Annotated in this window: 15 protein-coding genes and 1 pseudogene; 4 read left to right on the top strand and 12 right to left on the bottom strand. The window is 60.8% G+C overall.

Annotation, left to right across the window (positions count from 1 at the left end; genetic code table 11):
- Positions 1-8: 8 nt before the first annotated feature.
- From atpA to WDB91_RS00485, 3 genes are all read right to left on the bottom strand, one after another.
- Positions 9-1,538 carry a F0F1 ATP synthase subunit alpha gene (atpA, locus tag WDB91_RS00475; protein ID WP_339113223.1) on the bottom strand — a complete coding sequence of 510 codons (1,530 nt, stop codon included), beginning with the start codon at positions 1,536-1,538 and terminating at the stop codon, positions 9-11.
- Positions 1,538-2,098, bottom strand: a complete 561-nt coding sequence (locus WDB91_RS00480) for a F0F1 ATP synthase subunit delta (protein ID WP_339113224.1) — start codon at positions 2,096-2,098, stop codon at positions 1,538-1,540. The genes atpA and WDB91_RS00480 overlap by 1 nt, the downstream gene beginning before the upstream one ends.
- A 309-nt stretch (positions 2,099-2,407) precedes the next feature.
- On the bottom strand, positions 2,408-3,223 hold the full coding sequence (locus tag WDB91_RS00485) for a methyltransferase domain-containing protein (protein WP_339113225.1): 816 nt from the start codon (positions 3,221-3,223) through the stop codon (positions 2,408-2,410).
- A gap of 62 nt (positions 3,224-3,285) precedes the next feature.
- On the opposite strand from WDB91_RS00485, the gene gloB reads away from it, so the two are divergent.
- Complete coding sequence (gloB, locus tag WDB91_RS00490; protein ID WP_339113226.1) at positions 3,286-4,056, top strand: hydroxyacylglutathione hydrolase; 771 nt, start codon at positions 3,286-3,288, stop codon at positions 4,054-4,056.
- Here the strand turns inward: gloB and WDB91_RS00495 are convergent.
- A complete protein-coding gene (locus WDB91_RS00495) occupies positions 4,047-5,411 on the bottom strand; it encodes a chloride channel protein (protein ID WP_339113227.1) in 1,365 nt (454 codons plus the stop codon). The genes gloB and WDB91_RS00495 overlap by 10 nt on opposite strands.
- 487 nt (positions 5,412-5,898) lie before the next feature.
- Between WDB91_RS00495 and clpA the strand changes: the two genes are divergently transcribed.
- Positions 5,899-8,232 carry an ATP-dependent Clp protease ATP-binding subunit ClpA gene (gene clpA, locus WDB91_RS00500; protein WP_339113228.1) on the top strand — a complete coding sequence of 778 codons (2,334 nt, stop codon included), beginning with the start codon at positions 5,899-5,901 and terminating at the stop codon, positions 8,230-8,232.
- Positions 8,233-8,615: 383 nt separating this feature from the next.
- On the opposite strand, the pseudogene WDB91_RS00505 reads toward clpA, so the two are convergent.
- From WDB91_RS00505 to WDB91_RS00520, 4 genes and pseudogenes are all read right to left on the bottom strand, one after another.
- Positions 8,616-9,629 (bottom strand): annotated as a pseudogene (locus tag WDB91_RS00505) (IS3 family transposase); the annotation flags it as partial.
- A gap of 193 nt (positions 9,630-9,822) precedes the next feature.
- Positions 9,823-11,205, bottom strand: a complete 1,383-nt coding sequence (locus tag WDB91_RS00510; protein ID WP_339113229.1) for a peptidoglycan -binding protein — start codon at positions 11,203-11,205, stop codon at positions 9,823-9,825.
- Between the two features lies 1 nt (position 11,206).
- Positions 11,207-12,379, bottom strand: a complete 1,173-nt coding sequence (locus tag WDB91_RS00515) for a biopolymer transporter ExbB (RefSeq protein WP_339113230.1) — start codon at positions 12,377-12,379, stop codon at positions 11,207-11,209.
- A 79-nt stretch (positions 12,380-12,458) separates the two neighbouring features.
- Positions 12,459-12,998, bottom strand: coding sequence for a gamma-glutamylcyclotransferase (locus tag WDB91_RS00520; protein ID WP_339113231.1), 540 nt, complete (start codon positions 12,996-12,998; stop codon positions 12,459-12,461).
- 63 nt (positions 12,999-13,061) lie between these two features.
- Between WDB91_RS00520 and WDB91_RS00525 the strand changes: the two genes are divergently transcribed.
- Positions 13,062-14,123 (top strand): DUF2125 domain-containing protein, encoded by a 1,062-nt coding sequence (locus tag WDB91_RS00525; protein ID WP_339113232.1) that lies wholly within the window; start codon positions 13,062-13,064, stop codon positions 14,121-14,123.
- Positions 14,124-14,150: 27 nt separating this feature from the next.
- Here the strand turns inward: WDB91_RS00525 and WDB91_RS00530 are convergent, their stop codons facing one another.
- Together WDB91_RS00530 and hisC are read right to left on the bottom strand one after the other, a co-directional pair.
- Positions 14,151-15,074: a prephenate/arogenate dehydrogenase family protein gene (locus tag WDB91_RS00530; RefSeq protein ID WP_339113233.1), complete on the bottom strand. Its 924-nt coding sequence runs from the start codon at positions 15,072-15,074 to the stop codon at positions 14,151-14,153.
- Positions 15,071-16,174: a histidinol-phosphate transaminase gene (hisC, locus tag WDB91_RS00535; RefSeq protein WP_339113234.1), complete on the bottom strand. Its 1,104-nt coding sequence runs from the start codon at positions 16,172-16,174 to the stop codon at positions 15,071-15,073. Before hisC ends, WDB91_RS00530 begins: the two co-directional genes overlap by 4 nt.
- A gap of 347 nt (positions 16,175-16,521) precedes the next feature.
- On the opposite strand from hisC, the gene WDB91_RS00540 reads away from it, so the two are divergent.
- Positions 16,522-16,812: a hypothetical protein gene (locus tag WDB91_RS00540; RefSeq protein ID WP_339113235.1), complete on the top strand. Its 291-nt coding sequence runs from the start codon at positions 16,522-16,524 to the stop codon at positions 16,810-16,812.
- 127 nt (positions 16,813-16,939) lie between these two features.
- Here WDB91_RS00540 and rpsD read toward each other — a convergent pair whose 3' ends face one another.
- Both rpsD and WDB91_RS00550 read right to left on the bottom strand, forming a co-directional pair.
- Positions 16,940-17,560 (bottom strand): 30S ribosomal protein S4, encoded by a 621-nt coding sequence (gene rpsD, locus WDB91_RS00545; protein WP_339113236.1) that lies wholly within the window; start codon positions 17,558-17,560, stop codon positions 16,940-16,942.
- A 207-nt stretch (positions 17,561-17,767) separates the two neighbouring features.
- Positions 17,768-18,694 (bottom strand): lipid A-modifier LpxR family protein, encoded by a 927-nt coding sequence (locus WDB91_RS00550; RefSeq protein WP_339113237.1) that lies wholly within the window; start codon positions 18,692-18,694, stop codon positions 17,768-17,770.
- Positions 18,695-18,950 lie beyond the last annotated feature (256 nt).

Consider the following 18,950-nt stretch of genomic DNA (forward strand, 5'->3'; position numbering starts at 1 on the left):
CGGGCCGCTTACGCGAACGTCTTTGCGTATGCTTCGATTGCTGCTTTCAGCTTGTCAGCTGCTTCGCCCTTGATCTTGGGATCTTCGTTGGTGATCCAGTCAAGCACGTCTTTCTTGGACGAGCGCAGGAAGGTGATCAGACCGGCTTCCCAGCGGGTCACTTCCTTCACGTCGACCTTGTCGAGGAACCCGTGGGTCCCTGCGAAGATCACAGCAACGATCTCGGCATTGGTCAGCGGCGAATATTGCGGCTGTTTCATCAGCTCGGTCAGACGTGCACCACGGTTCAGAAGCTTCTGGGTCGCGGCGTCGAGGTCGGAGCCGAACTGGGCAAAGGCGGCCATCTCGCGGTATTGCGCGAGTTCCAGCTTCACGGCACCAGCCACCGATTTCATCGAGTTGGTCTGAGCGGACGAACCCACACGCGAAACCGACAGACCGGTGTTCACTGCAGGGCGGATGCCTTGGTAGAACAGGTCGGTTTCAAGGAAGATCTGACCATCGGTGATCGAGATCACGTTGGTCGGGATGAACGCACCCACGTCACCGCCTTGGGTTTCGATAACCGGCAGAGCGGTCAGCGAGCCGAGGCCGAACTCTTCGTTCAGCTTGGCCGAACGTTCCAGCAGGCGCGAGTGGAGATAGAACACGTCGCCCGGGAAGGCTTCACGCCCCGGCGGACGACGCAGAAGAAGCGACATCTGACGGTAGGCTACAGCCTGCTTGGTGAGGTCATCATAGATGATCAGGGCGTGCTTGCCGTTATCACGGTAGTATTCGGCCATTGCGGTTGCCGCATACGGGGCCAGATACTGCATCGGTGCCGGATCGGAGGCTGTTGCCGCGATCACGGTGGTGTAGGCCATAGCGCCCGACTCTTCGAGCTTCTTCACCAGCTGGGCAACGGTCGAACGTTTCTGACCGATAGCCACATAGAAGCAGTGCAGCGCATTCGCCGGATCTGCGTCATTGTAGACTTTCTGGTTCAGGATGGTGTCGAGCGCGATTGCGGTCTTGCCGGTCTGACGGTCACCAATGATCAGCTCGCGCTGGCCACGGCCGATCGGGATCATCGCGTCAACCGACTTGATGCCGGTTGCCATCGGCTCGTGCACCGATTTACGCGGAATGATGCCCGGTGCCTTGACGTCGGCCACACGGCGCTCGGTCGCTTCGATCGGGCCCTTGCCGTCAAGCGGGTTACCAAGTGCGTCAACCACACGACCCAGGAGCGCGTCACCGGCGGGCACGTCAACGATCGAGTTGGTGCGCTTGACGGTGTCGCCTTCTTTGATGTCCCGGTCGGAGCCGAAGATAACGATACCGACATTGTCGGCTTCGAGGTTGAGCGCCATGCCGCGGATGCCGCCCGGGAATTCGACCATCTCGCCCGCCTGGACATTGTCCAGACCGTAGACGCGCGCGATACCGTCACCGACGGAGAGCACGCGGCCGACTTCGGCGACCTGGGCATCCTGCCCGAAATTCTTGATCTGCTCCTTGAGGATCGCAGAGATCTCAGATGCCTGGATACCCATTATCCAACCTCTTTCATGCTAGTCTGGAGGGAAGCGAGCTTCGAGCGGATCGAGGTATCGACCATGCGCGAGCCCAGCTTGACGATCATGCCACCGATGAGGGTCTCATCGACTGCAATGTTCAGTTGAACGGTTTTACCCGTCTTTGCCGCAAGCGCATCGGCCAGTTTGGCCTGCTGCTCTTGGGACAGTTCGGTTGCGGAAGTCACGTTTGCGGTGACCTCGCCTTTTTCTTCCGCGATTTTCGCGCTCAAGGCACTCAGGAGCATCGGCAGCAGATACAGACGGCGCTTTTGCGCCAGAAGGCCCAGCGTGTGGGTCATCGTTGCGCTCAGGCCCATGGCCTTTGCAATCGCCTCGATGGAGGCTTCCTGCTCTTCGCTCGAGTAGAGCGGGCTCTTGATCAGCCCCTGCAGATCGGCGCTCTCAGACAGCGCGACCTCCAGAGCATCGATCTCGCCCTTCAGCGCATCGAGCTGACCGGAGTCTTTGGAAATTTCAAAAACCGCCGTTGCATAACGGTCGGCGATGCCTGCGGAAATTGAAGCTGGTTCGGACACGGCCACCCTTCCGATGTTAATCCTCCACATGCAGCCTCCCGCTCCTGAAGGAACGGAAGGAAAATATGGAGATCTCCTCAGGGCGCGCCCACGCTCGCCCTCGTTTCGGTGTCAGGATGTAACAGAGCGATCCCCACCCCGCAACCTTCTTGCGCACTAACCCGTGAACATAGCCGACAGTTTTTGACTGTTTTTTAGGCTTCTCGCGCTATCTTCTTCCAGATTATGCCAATGGGCTTGTCTGCTGCCCGTAAAACAAGGGATTCCGCGCGTAGCGCGTTACGAATCTGCGGCAATATGCCCCAGCATCTAGATTTCCCGAAAGGTTCTGGGTGTTACATTTGTGTCGCGCCCATGCGTTGCACGCCAAGACGGCTCGGTTGCCGGCTTCGTGGCCCCTTCCAGAATCGACAGTGGCTTGCGCACCCGTGCTCCAAGACCCGGCCGGCGCGGCTGTGTCACCTGTTTCGACACTTCCAGCATGACAACCCCCGCCGCCAGCAGCCCCGAAATCTTTTGCCCGACCCCTTCCCACATCTGCGCCGAGCGCAACCAGAACCGCCGGTGCGAGGGAGGAATATAGAGCGCTGCGGTATGACGTTCGGGGACGAACCCGTTGCGGCGCGCCAGAGCATCAAGTTGCGACAGCGTATAGGGTTTCCCAAAACCGAACGGCGTTGTCTCGCGCGGTGCCCAGAGCCCCGCGCGGTTCGGCACGATCAGAAGCGCCCGTCCTCCCGGTCCCAGCACACGCCAGCATTCCTCCAGCAATTCGCCCGCGTTATCGGATTGCTCGATGGCATGCATCACTACCAGCCGGTCCACCAATCCCGTCTCGAGCGGCCATTGCACCTCTTCGGTCAGCACCGAGACATTCGGCTCGCCCGCAGGCCATGGCATCACGCCTTGCGGTGCAGGCATGAGCGAGATCACCCGGCGGGAATTGGCCAGATAGGGTCGCAACAGGGGCGCCGCAAACCCGAAACCAGCGACCGTCCGCCCTGTGGCCCCCGCCCCTTCCGCAGGCCAGAGAGACAGCACACGGTCCCGTAGCGCGCGTTGTGCGACGCGCCCCAACTGTGTGCGGTAATAGAAATTTCGCAAATCAAGCACATCTACATGCATTGCAGCTCGGGTCCCATTCGGCTTAGCCTGTCCTAAACATAGTGAAGGTTCTCGAAAACACCATGACCATCGAACTTACCGTCGTTCCCTGCCTGAGCGACAATTACGCCTATATCGCCAAGGACACCGCAACCGGAGCCGTAACTCTGATCGATGCGCCGGAAGCGGGACCGATTATGGAAGCGCTCAAGGCGCAGGATCTCAAACTCGACGGCATCCTGCTGACCCACCATCATGACGACCATATCGCGGGCGTGGCCGAGATCCGTGCCCGCACCGGCGCCAAGGTTATCGGTGCGGCGGCCGATCGCCATCGTCTGCCGCCGCTGGATGTGGTGGTCGAGCCCGGCAACCAGATCCGGATCGGGTCGGACGACGTGCAGGTGATCGATGTATCGGGCCATACGGTCGGCCATGTGGCTTTCTACTTTCCGCAATCGGGGATGGTCTTTACCGGTGACAGCCTGATGGCATGGGGCTGTGGACGCCTGTTCGAGGGCTCGCCAGCCCAGATGCTCGAAAGCCTGCGCCGGATCGCGGCGCTGCCCGAGGGGGTCATCGTCTGCTCGGGCCATGAATATACCGAGTCCAACGGCCGGTTCGCGCTCAATCTCGAACCCGCCAATCCGGCGCTGAAATCGCGGATGCGCGATACGATGGCGCGGCGCGGACGGGGTGAACCGACAGTGCCCTCGACCTTGGCACTGGAAAAGGCAACGAACCCGTTCCTGCGGGCGGACGACCCCGACCTCTGTGCCGCTCTGGGTCTGCCTTCGACCGCCTCGGCACTCGATGTGTTCACCAAAGCGCGTCAGGCGAAAGATCAGTTCTGAGATCTTTCGGCTGCATCCGGTGCGGGATCGGCATCATCCCCCCGCGCCGCTTGCGCCTTGGCACGGCGCAGACGGATAGCATCGGCAATAAAGAACCGCGCCAGCGTCCCGTAAAGCGGCTCGGGCGAGACAAAACGGGCCGTGCCGTAGCCGATCATCGAGGCGGCCATGACCGGCACGATATTGCTGTGGCTACCCGTCATCTCGATGATGATGACAAAGGCGGTCATCGGTGATTGCACCACACCCGCAAAATATCCGGCCATCCCGAGGATCGACGACAGGCCGATATTGGTGCCCATAATCAATGCGATAGAGGACCCAAGGCCAGCTCCTACAGCCAATGATGGCGCAAAGAGCCCGCCCGGAATGCCCGAAACAGTGGCCGCGACCGTGACGATCAGTTTGCCGAAGAAGAAGGTGACCGGCAACGCCTCGCCCTCGATGGCGCTGCGCGCCTCGCCATACCCGGTGCCAAAGGTCGCCCCCGCAAAGGCGAAACCGATGATGGCCGTGATGATACCGCAGGCGAGCGCTTGCCAGAGGGAGCGGCGGAACCCGTTACCATTGGCTTTCCAGCGCCGGATCCGGCGTGTGAGATTGATTACCAGCCGCGAGAAAAGCGCCCCAAAAAGCCCTCCCGTGACCCCGCAGACGACCACGAGCCCCAGATCGCGCGGCAGTTCGCCGATGGAGTCCGAGATGCCGAAATAGGTATAGTTGCCAAGGAGGCTGAGCGAGGCGACGCCCGCGATGATCACCGCCGAGAGCACGATCCCGTTCGTGCGCGACTGGTAGCTGCGGCTCATTTCCTCGATGGCGAACACGATCCCCGCCAGCGGAGTGTTGAACGCTGCGGCAATTCCAGCGGCGGAGCCTGCGAGGATCAGCCCCCGCGAATGCGCCATCCCGCCGATGCTCGCCGATTGCAGCATGATCGCCGAGCCGATCTGCACGGTCGGCCCTTCGCGCCCGATCGAGCCTCCCGAGAACAGCCCCAGCACCGTCAGGAAAATCTTCCCGAAGACAATTTTGAGCGACAACAGTGCCGTGCGCTCTCCCGGCTCGGTCAGCGATTGCGCGGCAATGGCCTGAGGAATACCAGAACCCGAGGTTCCGGGGAACAGGGTGAGCGACAGATAGGCGCAGAGCAGAAACCCCAGAGGCGTGATGATCAGGGGCAGCCAACTGCGCCCCGAGCCCACCGTGATATGGCGGAACAATTCCTGCGCATAGTCGGCGGCAGTGGCGAAACCGACCGAAATCACCCCGATCGCAATCGCACCGAGCCAGAAGATGAGGCGCGATTTCCACAGTCTGCGCGATGACACCATCGCACGGGACCGACGCAGCATAGCGTTTCGGGAAATTTTATATCTGCGCATATCCAAACCTTCGGGCTGACATGCCTCCCTAGTGCCCCGAGGTCATATGTTTCAACCCTCTTGTCATGAAAAATGCGGGCGAATTGTCGCAATCATGCTTATTATTGGCAAGGTGCCCTGCCCCATCGTCGGACATCGTCCGAGGCCAGCGCTGAACGCGGTGAATCAGCCCTCTCCCGCACCGCCTATTTTTTAATCAAAAATTGTCGAAATTTTACGTCAAATCTTTTACAGCCTGTTGATTTCATGGACACGATACCCCATTTTGGCAGCCCAGCTTCGGTAAAGGCCGTTTTGGTTACCTTCTGTTCACTTTTCCAGCAGAGCCTGAAACTTATCCGGAATTTGCATCAAGGGTCTTGAAGAGCGCGAATTTCCACCGAAGTTTAATAGTATGAGGCCAGGTTGGTGAGAGAGTCGTTCTGACGCGCTCGCCAACATAGGAAAGGAGCACCACATGCCTTCGTTCTCGACTACTTTAGAACAAGCAATCCATGGTGCGCTGGCACTGGCCAACGCGCGCCGGCACGAACTGGCGACGCTTGAGCACCTGCTGCTGGCGCTGATCGACGAACCTGACGCGAACCGTGTCATGCGAGCCTGCTCGGTCGATCTGGACGAACTTCGTCAAACCCTAACCGACTTCATCGATGATGACCTGTCGACCCTGATCACAGAGGTCGAAGGCTCCGAAGCGGTGCCCACTGCTGCTTTCCAGCGCGTGATCCAGCGCGCGGCCATCCATGTCCAATCCTCCGGCCGCTCCGAGGTGACCGGCGCCAATGTGCTTGTCGCGATCTTCGCCGAGCGCGAGTCGAATGCGGCCTTCTTCCTGCAGGAGCAGGAGATGACCCGTTATGACGCGGTGAATTTCATCGCACACGGCGTGGCCAAAGATCCTGAATTCGGCGAGAACCGTTCGGTGACAGGTGCCGAGGAGGAAGAAACCCCCAAAGCCGATACCACCGCGCATCAGTCCGAGCGTGAAGGTAAGGAGTCGGCTCTGGCGAAATACTGCGTCGATCTGAACAAGAAATCCAAGAAGGGTGACATCGATCCGCTGATCGGTCGTCATGAGGAGGTCGAACGCTGCGTGCAAGTGCTCTGCCGCCGTCGCAAGAACAACCCGCTCCTCGTGGGTGATCCCGGCGTGGGCAAAACCGCGATCGCGGAAGGTCTTGCGCTGAAAATTACGCGCGGCGAGACACCCGATATCCTGAAGGGCTCGACGATCTACTCGCTCGATATGGGCGCCCTTCTGGCGGGCACCCGCTACCGCGGTGATTTCGAAGAGCGTTTGAAGGCGGTCGTGAAGGAACTCGAAGAACATCCCGATGCGATCCTCTTCATCGACGAGATCCATACGGTCATTGGCGCGGGTGCGACTTCCGGCGGTGCAATGGATGCCTCCAACCTGCTGAAACCGGCGCTGGCCGGCGGCAAGCTGCGCTGCATGGGCTCCACCACCTATAAGGAGTTCCGCCAGCACTTCGAGAAGGACCGCGCCCTGTCGCGCCGGTTCCAGAAAATCGATGTAAACGAGCCCTCGACCGCCGATGCCGTCAAGATTCTCATGGGGCTAAAACCCTATTTCGAGGAGCACCACGACATCCGCTTCACCAACGAGGCCATCAAGACTGCAGTGGAACTGTCGGCCCGTTACATCCATGACCGCAAACTGCCCGACAAGGCGATTGACGTGATCGACGAGGCCGGGGCTGCGCAACACCTGCTGCCCGATAGCAAGCGCCGCAAGACGATCTCTCCCAAAGAGATCGAAAGCGTCGTGGCCAAGATTGCGCGCATTCCCCCGAAAAGCGTGTCGAAAGACGATGCCGAAGTGCTGCGCGATCTGGAGAAAACGCTCAAACGTGTGGTCTTCGGTCAGGACAAGGCAATCGAGGTTCTTTCGGCTTCGATCAAGCTGGCGCGGGCCGGATTGCGCGAGCCCGAGAAGCCGATCGGTAACTACCTCTTTGCCGGTCCGACCGGTGTAGGTAAGACCGAGGTTGCCAAACAGCTTGCCAGCTCGCTCGGCGTCGAGATGCTGCGTTTCGACATGTCGGAATATATGGAGAAACACGCAGTCTCGCGTCTGATCGGCGCACCTCCGGGCTATGTCGGCTTCGATCAGGGTGGCCTTCTGACCGATGGCGTCGACCAGCATCCGCATTGCGTCTTGCTGCTGGACGAGATCGAGAAAGCGCACCCTGATGTCTATAACATCCTGCTGCAGGTGATGGATAACGGGAAGCTGACCGATCATAACGGTCGTCAGGTCGATTTCCGCAATGTTATCCTGATCATGACCTCGAACGCAGGTGCATCGGATATGGCGAAAGCCGCCATCGGCTTCGGTCGGGATCGGCGCGAGGGCGAAGATACCGCCGCCATCGAGCGGACCTTCACGCCGGAATTCCGCAACCGTCTGGATGCCGTGGTCAGCTTCGCGCCTCTGCCGCGCGAGACGATCATTCAGGTGGTCGACAAGTTCGTGCTGCAACTCGAGGCCCAGCTGATCGACCGCAACGTCCATATCGAGTTGACGCCGGAAGCCGCCAACTGGCTGGCCGAGAAAGGCTATGACGAGCGTATGGGCGCCCGCCCGCTGGGTCGCGTGATCCAAGAGCACATCAAGAAACCGCTGGCGGAAGAGCTGCTCTTCGGCAAGCTGACCAAAGGTGGTCTTGCGAAGGTCTCGGTGAAGGACGACGAGATTGTCATTGAAGCCGAAGAGCCCGGCAAGCCGCGCATCTCCGGTTCCAAGCCGCCGCTTCTAACGGCCGAGTGAGCCGCGCCCTCGCGTATCTTTTCGTTTCGGCCCCGCGCTGCGGGGCCGAAACCGTTTTGAGGGCTACCCTGATGGGTGCGAACGAACCGACCGGTACGTAAGCCCTTCCCTATTCCAATTCGAGATCCGTCCTCCAGCTGCCTTGATTGCCCCATCCGCAAACAGCCGATGACTGCCAGACCAAAGTCAGTTTCAACGATCCATAGGCTCTACGCCCATGGAACTATCGGCGATCTGCCTCCCTGATCTGCGGGTTTAAGGAAGGGCCGCCCCATTTCCCGGACCGTTTTTCGGCGGCGCTGAGGTTGCCTATAGGTCATGCTGCAGCCTTCAAATCGAGACCTTGATGGCCTCTTGGTGTTCTAGGATATCATCCACTTTCCTGTGCCGGTCTCAAACGCGTTCAGATAGACGCATTCGTAGTTCAGCGACCGCAAAAGCCGCGCGATCATCACGTTATCCATCCATCTGCCTCGCCCGTCCGCCGATATCTTCATAGTTGCGTCTGCGAGGATCTTCGTGAAGCGTGGGCTTGTGAACGGACGGCTTTAGTCCGTGTTGAATATCTCGGGCTTTCCATGCCGTGGCGGTTTCCTCCAAGGCCTGGATACAGAACTCCACGTCCATGGTATTCGACAGACGCCACGACAGAACCCGGCGCGTCGCCCTATCCATAATGGCGACCAGGTAACGGAACCCGCGCTGCATCACGATGTAGGCGATGTCAGCCTGCCAGACGTGATCGGGCCGCGTGTCTGGTAAATCCATATAAAATACATACACTTACGGATCTCCAGAGATGGCCGCGAGGTCCTGGGCCTTTGATAAACAGCCCGCAGATCCATCCTGGCCATGAGCCTTCGGACTCGCTTGCGCCCAACGCAATATCCTTCACCACGCAGATGCCGCCCCATCTGGCGGCTACCATAAAACGACCTCTCCATGAACTGCGCGTCGGCAAGCTTCATCAAGGCTAGGTTCAGCGGCGGCTCGGGTCTGCTCGGGCTGTAAAACGCCAAGCGGCTGAGCCCGAGCAAGGCGCATTGCCGCAGGATCGACAGCTCGGGATGTCGGGGAGCGATCATGTCCCGCCACAACTATACCCTCGCCGTCGCCAGCGGCGCTCGAAGCGGTGGCGCCACAACGGCTCGCCTCGCGCTCAAAAATCCCGCTCTACCACGAGCTGGCCGATCTTCGCATGCAGCTTCTCGATCTCGCCCTCGCTCGCTGCGGCCTTTCCCGAGAAGATCCCCGATATGCGCTTGGCGCTTCCATGCGTTGATTACCGTCTGATGCACGCCGTACTTAGCCACCAGATCGGAGATCGTTGCCTCATCGCGGATCGCCCCGAGTGCCACTTTCACCTTGAACGCAAGCCCCCATAGTTCTTCCGTTATCCAGCCATGCCGTTCCTCCTCGTCGTCGTTGACGGCAAGCTCGAGCCAGACTCTCCGGGTTTCGCGGGCCACCTCAACGACTTCCCCCTGCGCCAAGCGGTTACCCGTCTACCTCACGGGTTCTACTCGCGATGATCCTATAGAGACGCATCGGCGCCACAGGCCGGATCAGGCAGGCAGGCTCATCGCCCCCTTAGCGCTCGGTCAGTTTCAGCTCGATCCGGCGGTTCGCAGCGCGGGCCTCGGCACTATCGCCCTCTGCCACCGGACGGTATTGGCCAAAACCGGTCGCTGCAAGCCGCTCGGGCGGGAATTTCAGATCGTCGATCATGTAGCGCACCACCGAGAGCGCGCGGGCCTGACTGAGCTCCCAGTTGTCGCGGAACTGTCCGTTGCCCGAGAGCGGCACGTCATCGGTATGGCCATCCACACGGATAATCCAGTCGAGCTGAGGTGGGATTTCGGACGCAAGCTCGTCAAGAAGCGCGGTGACCTGCTTGATCTGCGCCTTGCCGGCATCCGACAGCGTGGCCGAGCCTTGCGGGAACAACACCTCTGAGGAGAAGACGAAGCGGTCGCCGACGACCTTCACGCCTTCGCGCCCTTGCAGAATCTTCGACAGACGCCCGAAGAATTCCGAGCGATAACTTGCCAGATCTTGTGCCTCAGCTTCGGCCTTCTTGCGGGCCGCCTCTTCCAGCGCGGCACGCCTTTTCTGCTCTGCGGCAAGCTGGGCCAGCGCGGAGTTCAGTTGAGTTCCCAGAGATTCGATCTGGCTTCTGGATGCGACAGACCGGCTCTGGCTGTCATCGAGCACTGCTTGCAACTGGCCGAGCTGCCCGCGAAGCGCAGCGATCTGCTGGTTCAATAACTCGACCTTGCGGGCGGCCTCTGTCGAAATCGACTTCTGATCTGCCAGAGCCTTATCCGCCACAGCCTTTAGCGCTGCCTGACGCTCGGCTTCGGTCAGCTGTTGGTCGAGCCTGCCCTGTAGATCCTCCCGCGCGGCCTGTGCCGCCGCCAGCTTGGTCAGCGTGTCCTCGGCTTGTTTGCGGGCCTCTTCCAAAGCCAGCGTCATGGCAGAGATCTCGTCGCCCGAGGATTGCAGCTTGGCGCGCAGATCATCGATCGTCGCCTGCGAGACACGAAGCTTCTCGTCAGATGCGTCGGCCTGCGCCTGCTGGGCGGCCAGAAGCTGGGCGACCTGCGCCTCGAAGGCAGTGATTTTCTCCCCTGCGGCATCCAGATCGGATTGCCGCTCCTTCAGCTGCCCCGTCAGATTGGCGATCAGGGTCGCCTGACGCTGGGCCGCCGTCTCGGCATCGGTCAGGCGGGTTTCGAGCGATCCAACTTTCTGGCGCGAGAGCGAGAGCGCCTGAGCCAGACCATCGACCGTATCATTAAGCGAGGCCAGCTCGTTTTCCTGAGTGTCGACCTGCTGGCGCAGCACCGATTGCACCACCATGAAAATCGAGAGCACAAAGATCACGACCAGAAGAAGCGCGGTCATCGCATCTACGAAACCGGGCCAGATATTGGTAGAAAAGCGTTGCCGCCCGCGCCGCGCCAGAGCCATCTCAGCTCTCCCGCGGGCGGGCGAGAATCGCGCGCGTCATCGCGGCGAAATCATGGCGCAGCTCGGCCATGCTCTCCTGGCGGCCCGCCGACATCTCCTCGAGAATCCGCGCCATCTGCCCATCCATCGAGCGCAGACGCATCCGCATCTCGGCGTCATTTTCGGCAGAGAGATCAGAGGCATAATAGGCAGCCATCGTCTCGAGCGCCATCACCAGCCGGTCCTGACCATCGGCCATGCGCTGCAGGCTCTCGGCCTGTGCGGCGCGCGCGGCGATCTCCGTATCAAGGCGCTCGGAGAGCCCCTCCATCACATGCGCGAGCTGGCCCAGACGCACATCCACCTGACGGCGCGAGCCCTCGCTCGAGGCAAAGAGCCCGTTGAGCTGGTTCATCTGCTCAGCCATATGATCGAGAACCTCGATCACGGCCGATTCCTCGCCGTCGCCTCCGGCAAAGCTGAGGCGGCTGATCGAGCTGATCCATTCCTCCAGCTCGCGGTAGAACCGGTTCTGGCCATGGGTCACGAACAGCTCCAGAAGTCCGACAATCAGCGAGCCCGCAAGCCCAAGGAGCGAGGACGAGAACGCCGTGCCCATGCCCCCCAGCTGCCCCTCGAGACCGGTCATCAGATTGTCGAAGACACTCAGCCCCGACTGACCGTCCTGCGGAGCCAGCGCGCGGATCGTATCGACCACGGCGGGCACCGTCGTGGCCAGCCCGTAAAACGTACCCAAGAGCCCGAGAAAAATCAGAAGCCCCGTAACATAGCGGGTGATATCGCGGCCCTCATCGATCCGCTCGGCCACCGATTCGAGGATCGAGCGGCCTGCAGAGGTCGAGATATCGGCACGCTGGCGTGCTCCCAAAAGAGCCGCCAGCGGCGCCAGCATTACCGGCGCACGCACATTGGGACGCCCTGGACGGTCAGCGGCAAAGCTCTCGAGCCAGCTGACCGCCTTGATCAGCTGCACCACCTGCCAGAAACAGGCCAGAACCCCGAGCACGAAGGTGATCAGAATCACCCCGTTCAGCCACGGGTTCGACAGGAAGATCGGGAAGATCCGCGCATAGGCGAAGACGGCCCCTGCGGCCACCAGCCCCAGAACCACCAGCATCATGAAGATCTGCCGGACCGGTTGGGAGAATTGCGCTTCGAGTTTCAGCTTGGACATGGGGAGGGGCCCGATTTACCTGTTAACTTGGCGTTGACCCTAGCCGCCCGCGCGCATTTGTCCAAGGGCTATCAGGAGATCAGGCGCATCCCGTCAGATGGCGCACTCTTGCGGCCAACCAGTCGAGATCGGGATCGGCGATGCCGAGTGTGCCCAGATGCTGCGCCGTATTGTAGAGGTAGTCGCAATTCGGGCCCATCCGGCCACAGGATCGGGCAATGATCCGCGCCTGTTCCTCGAGCGTATGGTGGCAATATTGGGGATTGGCGGGGTCCACCACATAGGTCACCGCCTCGACCACCCGCCCGTCGGCGAGCGCCACCGGCAGGATCCGCTCCTCATAGGCGCTCGAGACCAGCTCCCGATCACGCAGATAGGCCAGCACGTCCGCTTCCTCGCCGGCTTTCGCGCGCAACGCCACACCGGCACAGACGGCGTTTTCCTGTGCATCAAGCGCCAGCACCAGCCCCGGATTTTCCTCGGTGCCGCGATAATGGATGGAGGTCATGCAAAACGAACGGTGCCAGCCCTTGAGCCGACCAAGGGACTGTTCCGCCACCTCGAATCCCGGTTTCCAGATGAGCGAGCCATATCCGAAGACCCATAACGTTTTGTTCATGCCTCTGGTCCTTTCGTCTTTGGCCGAATAGAGAAAATACGACGAGCTGTGAAGAGGTGTATAATGCGCAAACTGGTAGGTCTCATCATCATTCTGTGCGTGGTCTTCGGTGCCTACTGGATGCTGGTATCGCGCGAGATCGAAACACGGGCCAAAGCGCTGATTGCCACGGCCGAGGCGGCCGGATGGGGCTCTGCGCAGGCGGTGGCCGTAGGTGGTTTCCCGACCCGTTTCACCGCGAATTTCGAATCGCCCGAGCTGACACAGCCTGATGGTGGTTTCTCCTGGTCGGCCGAATACGCGCAGCTGAACGCCGGTGTGTTCCGCCCGACCGATATCACCATGAACCTGCCCGAAGAGGTGGATCTGGGCTATGCGGGTCACGATTTCACCCTGTCAAACCTGTCAAACCGGCTGGATGTATCTCTGGGTCTGGCCAAGACCCTGCCGCTGAATTCTGCGAAACTGGTGCTGGACCAGCCCGAGATCAGCGGCGAGAAGATCGATTTCGGAGCCAACCAGATTGTCGTATCGCTCCAGAAGGCCGAGGACAGCGCCGCAGCCATCACCGATCCGAACGAGGCCGACAGCACGCTCACCCCTGCCCATGCCTATAAGATCGGCATGGATATGGACGCCGTGCAGATCCCGCTGGATGTGCTGTCCGACCTGCTTCCGCAGGCCAAAGCCGCTGGCTCCTTCCTGGCCGACCAGATCGACCAGATCCATCTGGATGGCGCGGTGGGTACCGCGACACCGCTCGACAATAGCAGCCTCGAGCGCGCCCCTGCCCTGCAGACCGTCAAGATCAATGATTTCACGCTGGACTGGGATTCGAAACTGGTCACTGCCAAAGGTGCGCTGACCATCACCGAGACCGGTCAGCCCGAGGGCGAGATCACGCTGGGCACGCCCGACTGGCAGGCCTGGCTGGGCGTGGCGGTGGATGCGGGGCTGATCCCGCGCAACCGCGTGGATATGGTGAAACTCCTCGTGTCACAGATGGCGGGAAAATCGGGGGAGCTGGAGCTGCCGCTGACAATCCGCGCAGGACAGATGAAGCTCGGGCCCATTCCGCTGGGCGAGGCACCGGTGATCCAGATCCCCGACTCCGCGGAAGGTTAAAAAAGGGCCCCTCGGGGCCCTTTTCCATTACATCGTTTCGGATGGCTTCGGCTGGCGCCCGAAATCGGGCGCGTCGGTATCCTGTCCCGCATCGATGATGCCGCGGCGGATCGCGCGGGTGCGGGTGAAATACTCGTGCAGCATCTCGCCATCACCAGTGCGGATCGCGCGTTGGAGCACGAACAACTCCTCGGCGAAGCGGCCCAGGATATCCAGCGTCGCCTCTTTGTTGGTCAGGAAGACGTCGCGCCACATTGTCGGATCGGAGGCCGCAATCCGTGTGAAATCGCGAAAGCCCGAGGCCGAATACTTGATGATTTCCTGATGGCTGACACGGCGCACATGGTCAGCCACACCCACCATCGTATAGGCGATCAGGTGCGGGCAATGCGAGGTCACCGCCAGTGTTATGTCGTGATGCGGTGCATCCATTGTATCAACGCTCGCCCCGAACCCCTCGAGATAGGCGCGCAGCAAGGCCAGCGCCTGAGGCTCGGTCTCCTCGGATGGCGTCAGCAGCCACCAGCGGTTGACGAAGAGCGTGGCAAAGCCCGAACGCGGCCCCGATTGCTCGGTGCCGGCCAGCGGGTGCCCCGGGATAAAATGCACACCCTCGGGGATATGCGGACCCACGGCCTCCACCACCGCCTGTTTGACAGACCCCGTATCGGTGACGATCGCGCCCGGCTTCAGATGCGGGGCGATCTCGGCAGCAACCGCGCCCATCGCGCCCACCGGCACGCAAAGCATGACCAGATCGGCATCGCGCACCACCTCGGCCAGACTGTCACAAACCGTATCCACGAGCCCGATCTCGCGGGCCGTCTCGCGCACCTCCGCGTCGCGGTCAAAGCCCGCGACGGAACCGGCAAGCTTTTTCCAGCGGGTCGCATGCGCCACGGAAGAGGCAATGAGCCCCATCCCGATCAGCGCGACTTTCGGAAAGATCATGAGAGATCACCTGCCATGAACTGTGCCTTGAACTGGCCGATCAGATGGGCCACCCGGCGGCAGGACGGCTCGTCGCCCACGGTGATACGCAGGCAATGCGGCAGGTTGTAGCTGGCGACACGGCGCACGATAATGCCCTCGGATTTCAGATACTCGTCGCAGGCCTCGGCCTCAGCGGGCGAGGTGAAACGGGCGAGGATGAAATTCGCGGTCGAGGTATCCGACGGCACGCCCTTCTCGGCCAGCGCCTCGGCCAGCCATGCGCGCAGACGGGTATTGTCATTGCGGCAGCGTTCCAGCCAGTCCTGATCGCGCACGGCGGCCTCGGCGGTTTCCAGCTGCGCGGTGGACATGTTGAACGGCCCGCGCACGCGGTTGAGCACGTCGATAATGGTTTTCGAGCCATAGCCCCAGCCCACACGCAACCCGCCAAGACCATAGATCTTGGAGAAGGTACGGGTCATGATGACATTGTCCAGACGGGTCGCGATATCGGCGCCGCCATCATAGCCTTCCACATATTCGGAATAGGCGGAATCGATCACCAGAATCGTCTGCTCCGGCAGCCCCTTGGCCAGACGCTCCAGCTCGGCGGGCGCGATCATCGTGCCCGTCGGGTTGTTCGGGTTGGCAATAAAGACAAGCTTGGTGTTCTCGTTGCAGGCCGCGAGGATCGCATCCACATCGGTCGTGCGGTCACGTTCCTTCACCTCTACCGGCGTGCCACCGGCAGCCATGGTCGAAATGCGGTACATCAGGAAACCGTGCTCGGTGAACACCACCTCGGAGCCCGCGCCGACATAGGCCTGACAGAGCATGTGGATGATCTCGTCCGAGCCCACGCCGATGATGATCTTCTGCGGATCGAGCTTATAGACATCCCCGATGGCCTGACGCAGGCCCGCATGGTCGGTGGACGGATATCGATGCATCGAATGGGCACAACGCGCAAAGGCTTCTTTGGCTTTGTCGGACGGCCCGAACGGGTTCTCGTTCGAGCTGAGCTTCACCGCATCCGTGCGGCCAGCCACTTTGGACGCCCCGCCCTCGTAGAGCGCGATATCCATAATTCCGGGTTGCGGTTGAATTTGGTCATTCATGATGCATCTACCCTCATCTTGCGCCGTCTCTTTATCTGCGGTCCAAGCGATTTTCCAGCAATCTTTGACCAGTGTTCCGAATTGGCCGGATTGCGTGGGAGATGCCCCACATATTTATGAAAAACTAACTCAAGTTTTAAAATTACACCCCGCTTATCGCTCCGTCGTTGACAGATTTACGCCTCATTTAGAATTCACAACTTACGCGTTATCAGGCGAAAGGAGCTCCAACAGAAATGTCTCATGCACTGATATATACGGCCCCCCCACTGGCCTTTGCGACGACGTTCCTCTGCGCATTGGGCCTACCATCCTTGGCAAGGGCCGACAGCCTGCAGGATGTCTTCATGTCCTTACCCAAGGACAAACGGATCGCGGTCAAGAAGACCCTGAGCCGTTACCAGCTCTTTGTCGGCCGGATCGACGAGCGCTGGACCCCCGGAACCGAGCGCGCCTTGCGCCGCGGTGCCGAGGAAATCGCATATCGCTCGAGTTCCTACAGCCGTCCGCGGCTGAATAACGAAGCGAATACAGCTATCTATATCGAAAAGCTCCAGAACGGGGACTTCGGCGATTATTTCCAGAAGGAAGCCCATGCACAGCTCTGGTCATTCCTCAGCATGTTCAACGACGGCTGAAGCCAGCCGTCGCCACAGCGGCGAAACAGACCCTTTGAAAACGTGAAAAGCCGCAGTGATCCACTGCGGCTTTTCGTATTTCGATCGTAATCGGCAAAGACGAAGGGGGGCCCGAAGGCCCACGCCCTTAGTTCTTTGCGTAGAATTCGACGACGAGGTTCGGTTCCATGACGACCGGATACGGAACGTCCGACAGACCCGGGGTACGGGTGAAGGTCGCGGTCAGTTTCGAACCGTCGACTTCCAGATAGTCGGGGATGTCGCGCTCTGCGGACGCTTGAGCTTCGATCACGAGAGCCATTTGCTTGGACTTCTCGCGAACTTCGATCACGTCACCCTCTTTCACGCGGTAGGAGGGGATGTTCACGCGCTTGCCGTTGACCAGAACGTGGCCGTGGTTCACGAACTGACGTGCGGCGAAGACGGTCGGCACGAATTTCGCGCGGTAGACAACTGCGTCCAGACGGCGCTCGAGCAGACCCACCAGGTTCTCACCGGTATCGCCTTTAACACGCTCTGCTTCGCCGTAGATGCGACGGAATTGCTTTTCGGTCAGGTCGCCGTAGTAGCCTTTCAGCTTCTGCTTGGCGCGCAGCTGGATACCGAAGTCCGACAGTTTTGCCTTGCGGCGCTGACCGTGCTGACCCGGGCCGTATTCACGACGGTTGACCGGGGACTTTGCGCGGCCCCAGATGTTCTCGCCCATGCGGCGGTCGATTTTGTACTTGGCAGACGTGCGTTTGGTCACGGCTGATCTCCTTCTCTAAGTTCCGAAGGGCGTTGTCCTCCTCCGGCCTTGCGACCGGCGACAGGTTTTCTCTTGCGAGATCCACCAACACCAATGAAAAACCGGCAGCCTGCGCCACCGATCCGCGCGCTTATACAGCCCCCTTCCCCACTGTCAACGCAAAACACGGGCGCCTCCGGGGATTCAGGCGAGAAAAGCCCGCCGCGCTCAGAACCGGATATCCAGCCGCAGATCGCCCACGACCTGCCCTTCGGGCTGGCCAACATATTCCTCCGAGAGCCATGTCGCCCCGTAGCTCAACCGCATAGTGTCCCAGCTATGGCTGACAAAGGCACGCAGCCGGTAACGAGTGTCCTCCGCCTCGACGCCGCCTTCGGGGAAGAGATTGCTATGGCCGACATGGGTCACATCCGCGCCCAGCCCGAAGGTCGTTCCGCCGGTGTATTTATCTCCCAACCCCATATAGAGCCGGCCCAACGTATCGTCGCGCAGCCACAGCATCGGCTGCGGCGCATTGATCAGCAGATCGACGCCGGCCGTCAACAGATCCTCGTCGCCGCTCTTGCCAGACACGAACGGCACCAGCCGCGTTTGCGGCCCCAGATCCACCGGATAGCGCAACTCTGCCGCGACCATCGGCCAGATCTCGTCACCCAGCTGGTCATCCTGCGCGGCGCTCGGATCGGGCTGGTCCAGCAGATCATGCAGCTCTTTCTGGACTTTGCCGGGCAATGTGTCCGGACCGATCCCCACCAGACCGAAACCGACCATGCCCTGCCAGCCACCTTGCTCGAAATAGCTGCGCGCGCTCAGCTCGGAGCGGCTGACATAGCGCCGGTCCTGCGCGGCGGGACGGGTCAGCGATTGCGGGGCGATCACTGCCCCGCTCAGGCGGAACTCCCACAAGGCAAAGGGCTGCGCGGGAAGTGTGGCCTCCGGCTCGCGCCCCGCCAGAACCGAGACACTGATCCCCCCGCTCTGCCAGCGGTCATGACCATCCCCGATCAGGTCGTTATACTGGAAGCGCGACCAGCCGAGATACTGGAAGCCCGAAGCGTTCTCGGAGCAGGCAGGTGCCGCAAGCCCCGCATATGCCGCCAGAAGGCCGGCAATCAGTCTGAAGGATGCGCACATCGGATGTCCCTATCTATCCCTGCACCGACACTGCCACAGCCGGGCAGACGTGCAAGATATTCCCTCTGCGCCGCCACCGCGCCCGAGGCCTGCGTTGCAGCAAGATCACGCTGAACGCCGCGTCAGTGACTCATAAGTCACGCCAGCCCTGCAAAGCCCTTGCTCCGGCCTGTACTTGGTGCTTGATGGACAAGGTTCCGACAGCCTGAAGCGAATCCACCACCGGCCCAAACCGCGTGATGCCGGGTACCTTCAG

This window comes from Thioclava sp. GXIMD2076 (assembly GCF_037949795.1).
In the GTDB taxonomy this organism is placed as follows: domain Bacteria; phylum Pseudomonadota; class Alphaproteobacteria; order Rhodobacterales; family Rhodobacteraceae; genus Thioclava; species Thioclava kandeliae.

What these genes read in the sequence shown, in the direction of transcription:
- atpA (WP_339113223.1), bottom strand. Translation starts at nt 1,538, where the DNA reads ATGGGTATCCAGGCATCTGAGATCTCTGCGATCCTCAAGGAGCAGATC.
- WDB91_RS00485 (WP_339113225.1), bottom strand. Translation starts at nt 3,223, where the DNA reads ATGCATGTAGATGTGCTTGATTTGCGAAATTTCTATTACCGCACACAG.
- gloB (WP_339113226.1), top strand. Translation starts at nt 3,286, where the DNA reads ATGACCATCGAACTTACCGTCGTTCCCTGCCTGAGCGACAATTACGCC.
- WDB91_RS00495 (WP_339113227.1), bottom strand. Translation starts at nt 5,411, where the DNA reads ATGCTGCGTCGGTCCCGTGCGATGGTGTCATCGCGCAGACTGTGGAAA.
- clpA (WP_339113228.1), top strand. Translation starts at nt 5,899, where the DNA reads ATGCCTTCGTTCTCGACTACTTTAGAACAAGCAATCCATGGTGCGCTG.
- WDB91_RS00510 (WP_339113229.1), bottom strand. Translation starts at nt 11,205, where the DNA reads ATGGCTCTGGCGCGGCGCGGGCGGCAACGCTTTTCTACCAATATCTGG.
- WDB91_RS00515 (WP_339113230.1), bottom strand. Translation starts at nt 12,379, where the DNA reads ATGTCCAAGCTGAAACTCGAAGCGCAATTCTCCCAACCGGTCCGGCAG.
- WDB91_RS00520 (WP_339113231.1), bottom strand. Translation starts at nt 12,998, where the DNA reads ATGAACAAAACGTTATGGGTCTTCGGATATGGCTCGCTCATCTGGAAA.
- WDB91_RS00525 (WP_339113232.1), top strand. Translation starts at nt 13,062, where the DNA reads ATGCGCAAACTGGTAGGTCTCATCATCATTCTGTGCGTGGTCTTCGGT.
- WDB91_RS00530 (WP_339113233.1), bottom strand. Translation starts at nt 15,074, where the DNA reads ATGATCTTTCCGAAAGTCGCGCTGATCGGGATGGGGCTCATTGCCTCT.
- hisC (WP_339113234.1), bottom strand. Translation starts at nt 16,174, where the DNA reads ATGAATGACCAAATTCAACCGCAACCCGGAATTATGGATATCGCGCTC.
- WDB91_RS00540 (WP_339113235.1), top strand. Translation starts at nt 16,522, where the DNA reads ATGTCCTTACCCAAGGACAAACGGATCGCGGTCAAGAAGACCCTGAGC.
- WDB91_RS00550 (WP_339113237.1), bottom strand. Translation starts at nt 18,694, where the DNA reads ATGTGCGCATCCTTCAGACTGATTGCCGGCCTTCTGGCGGCATATGCG.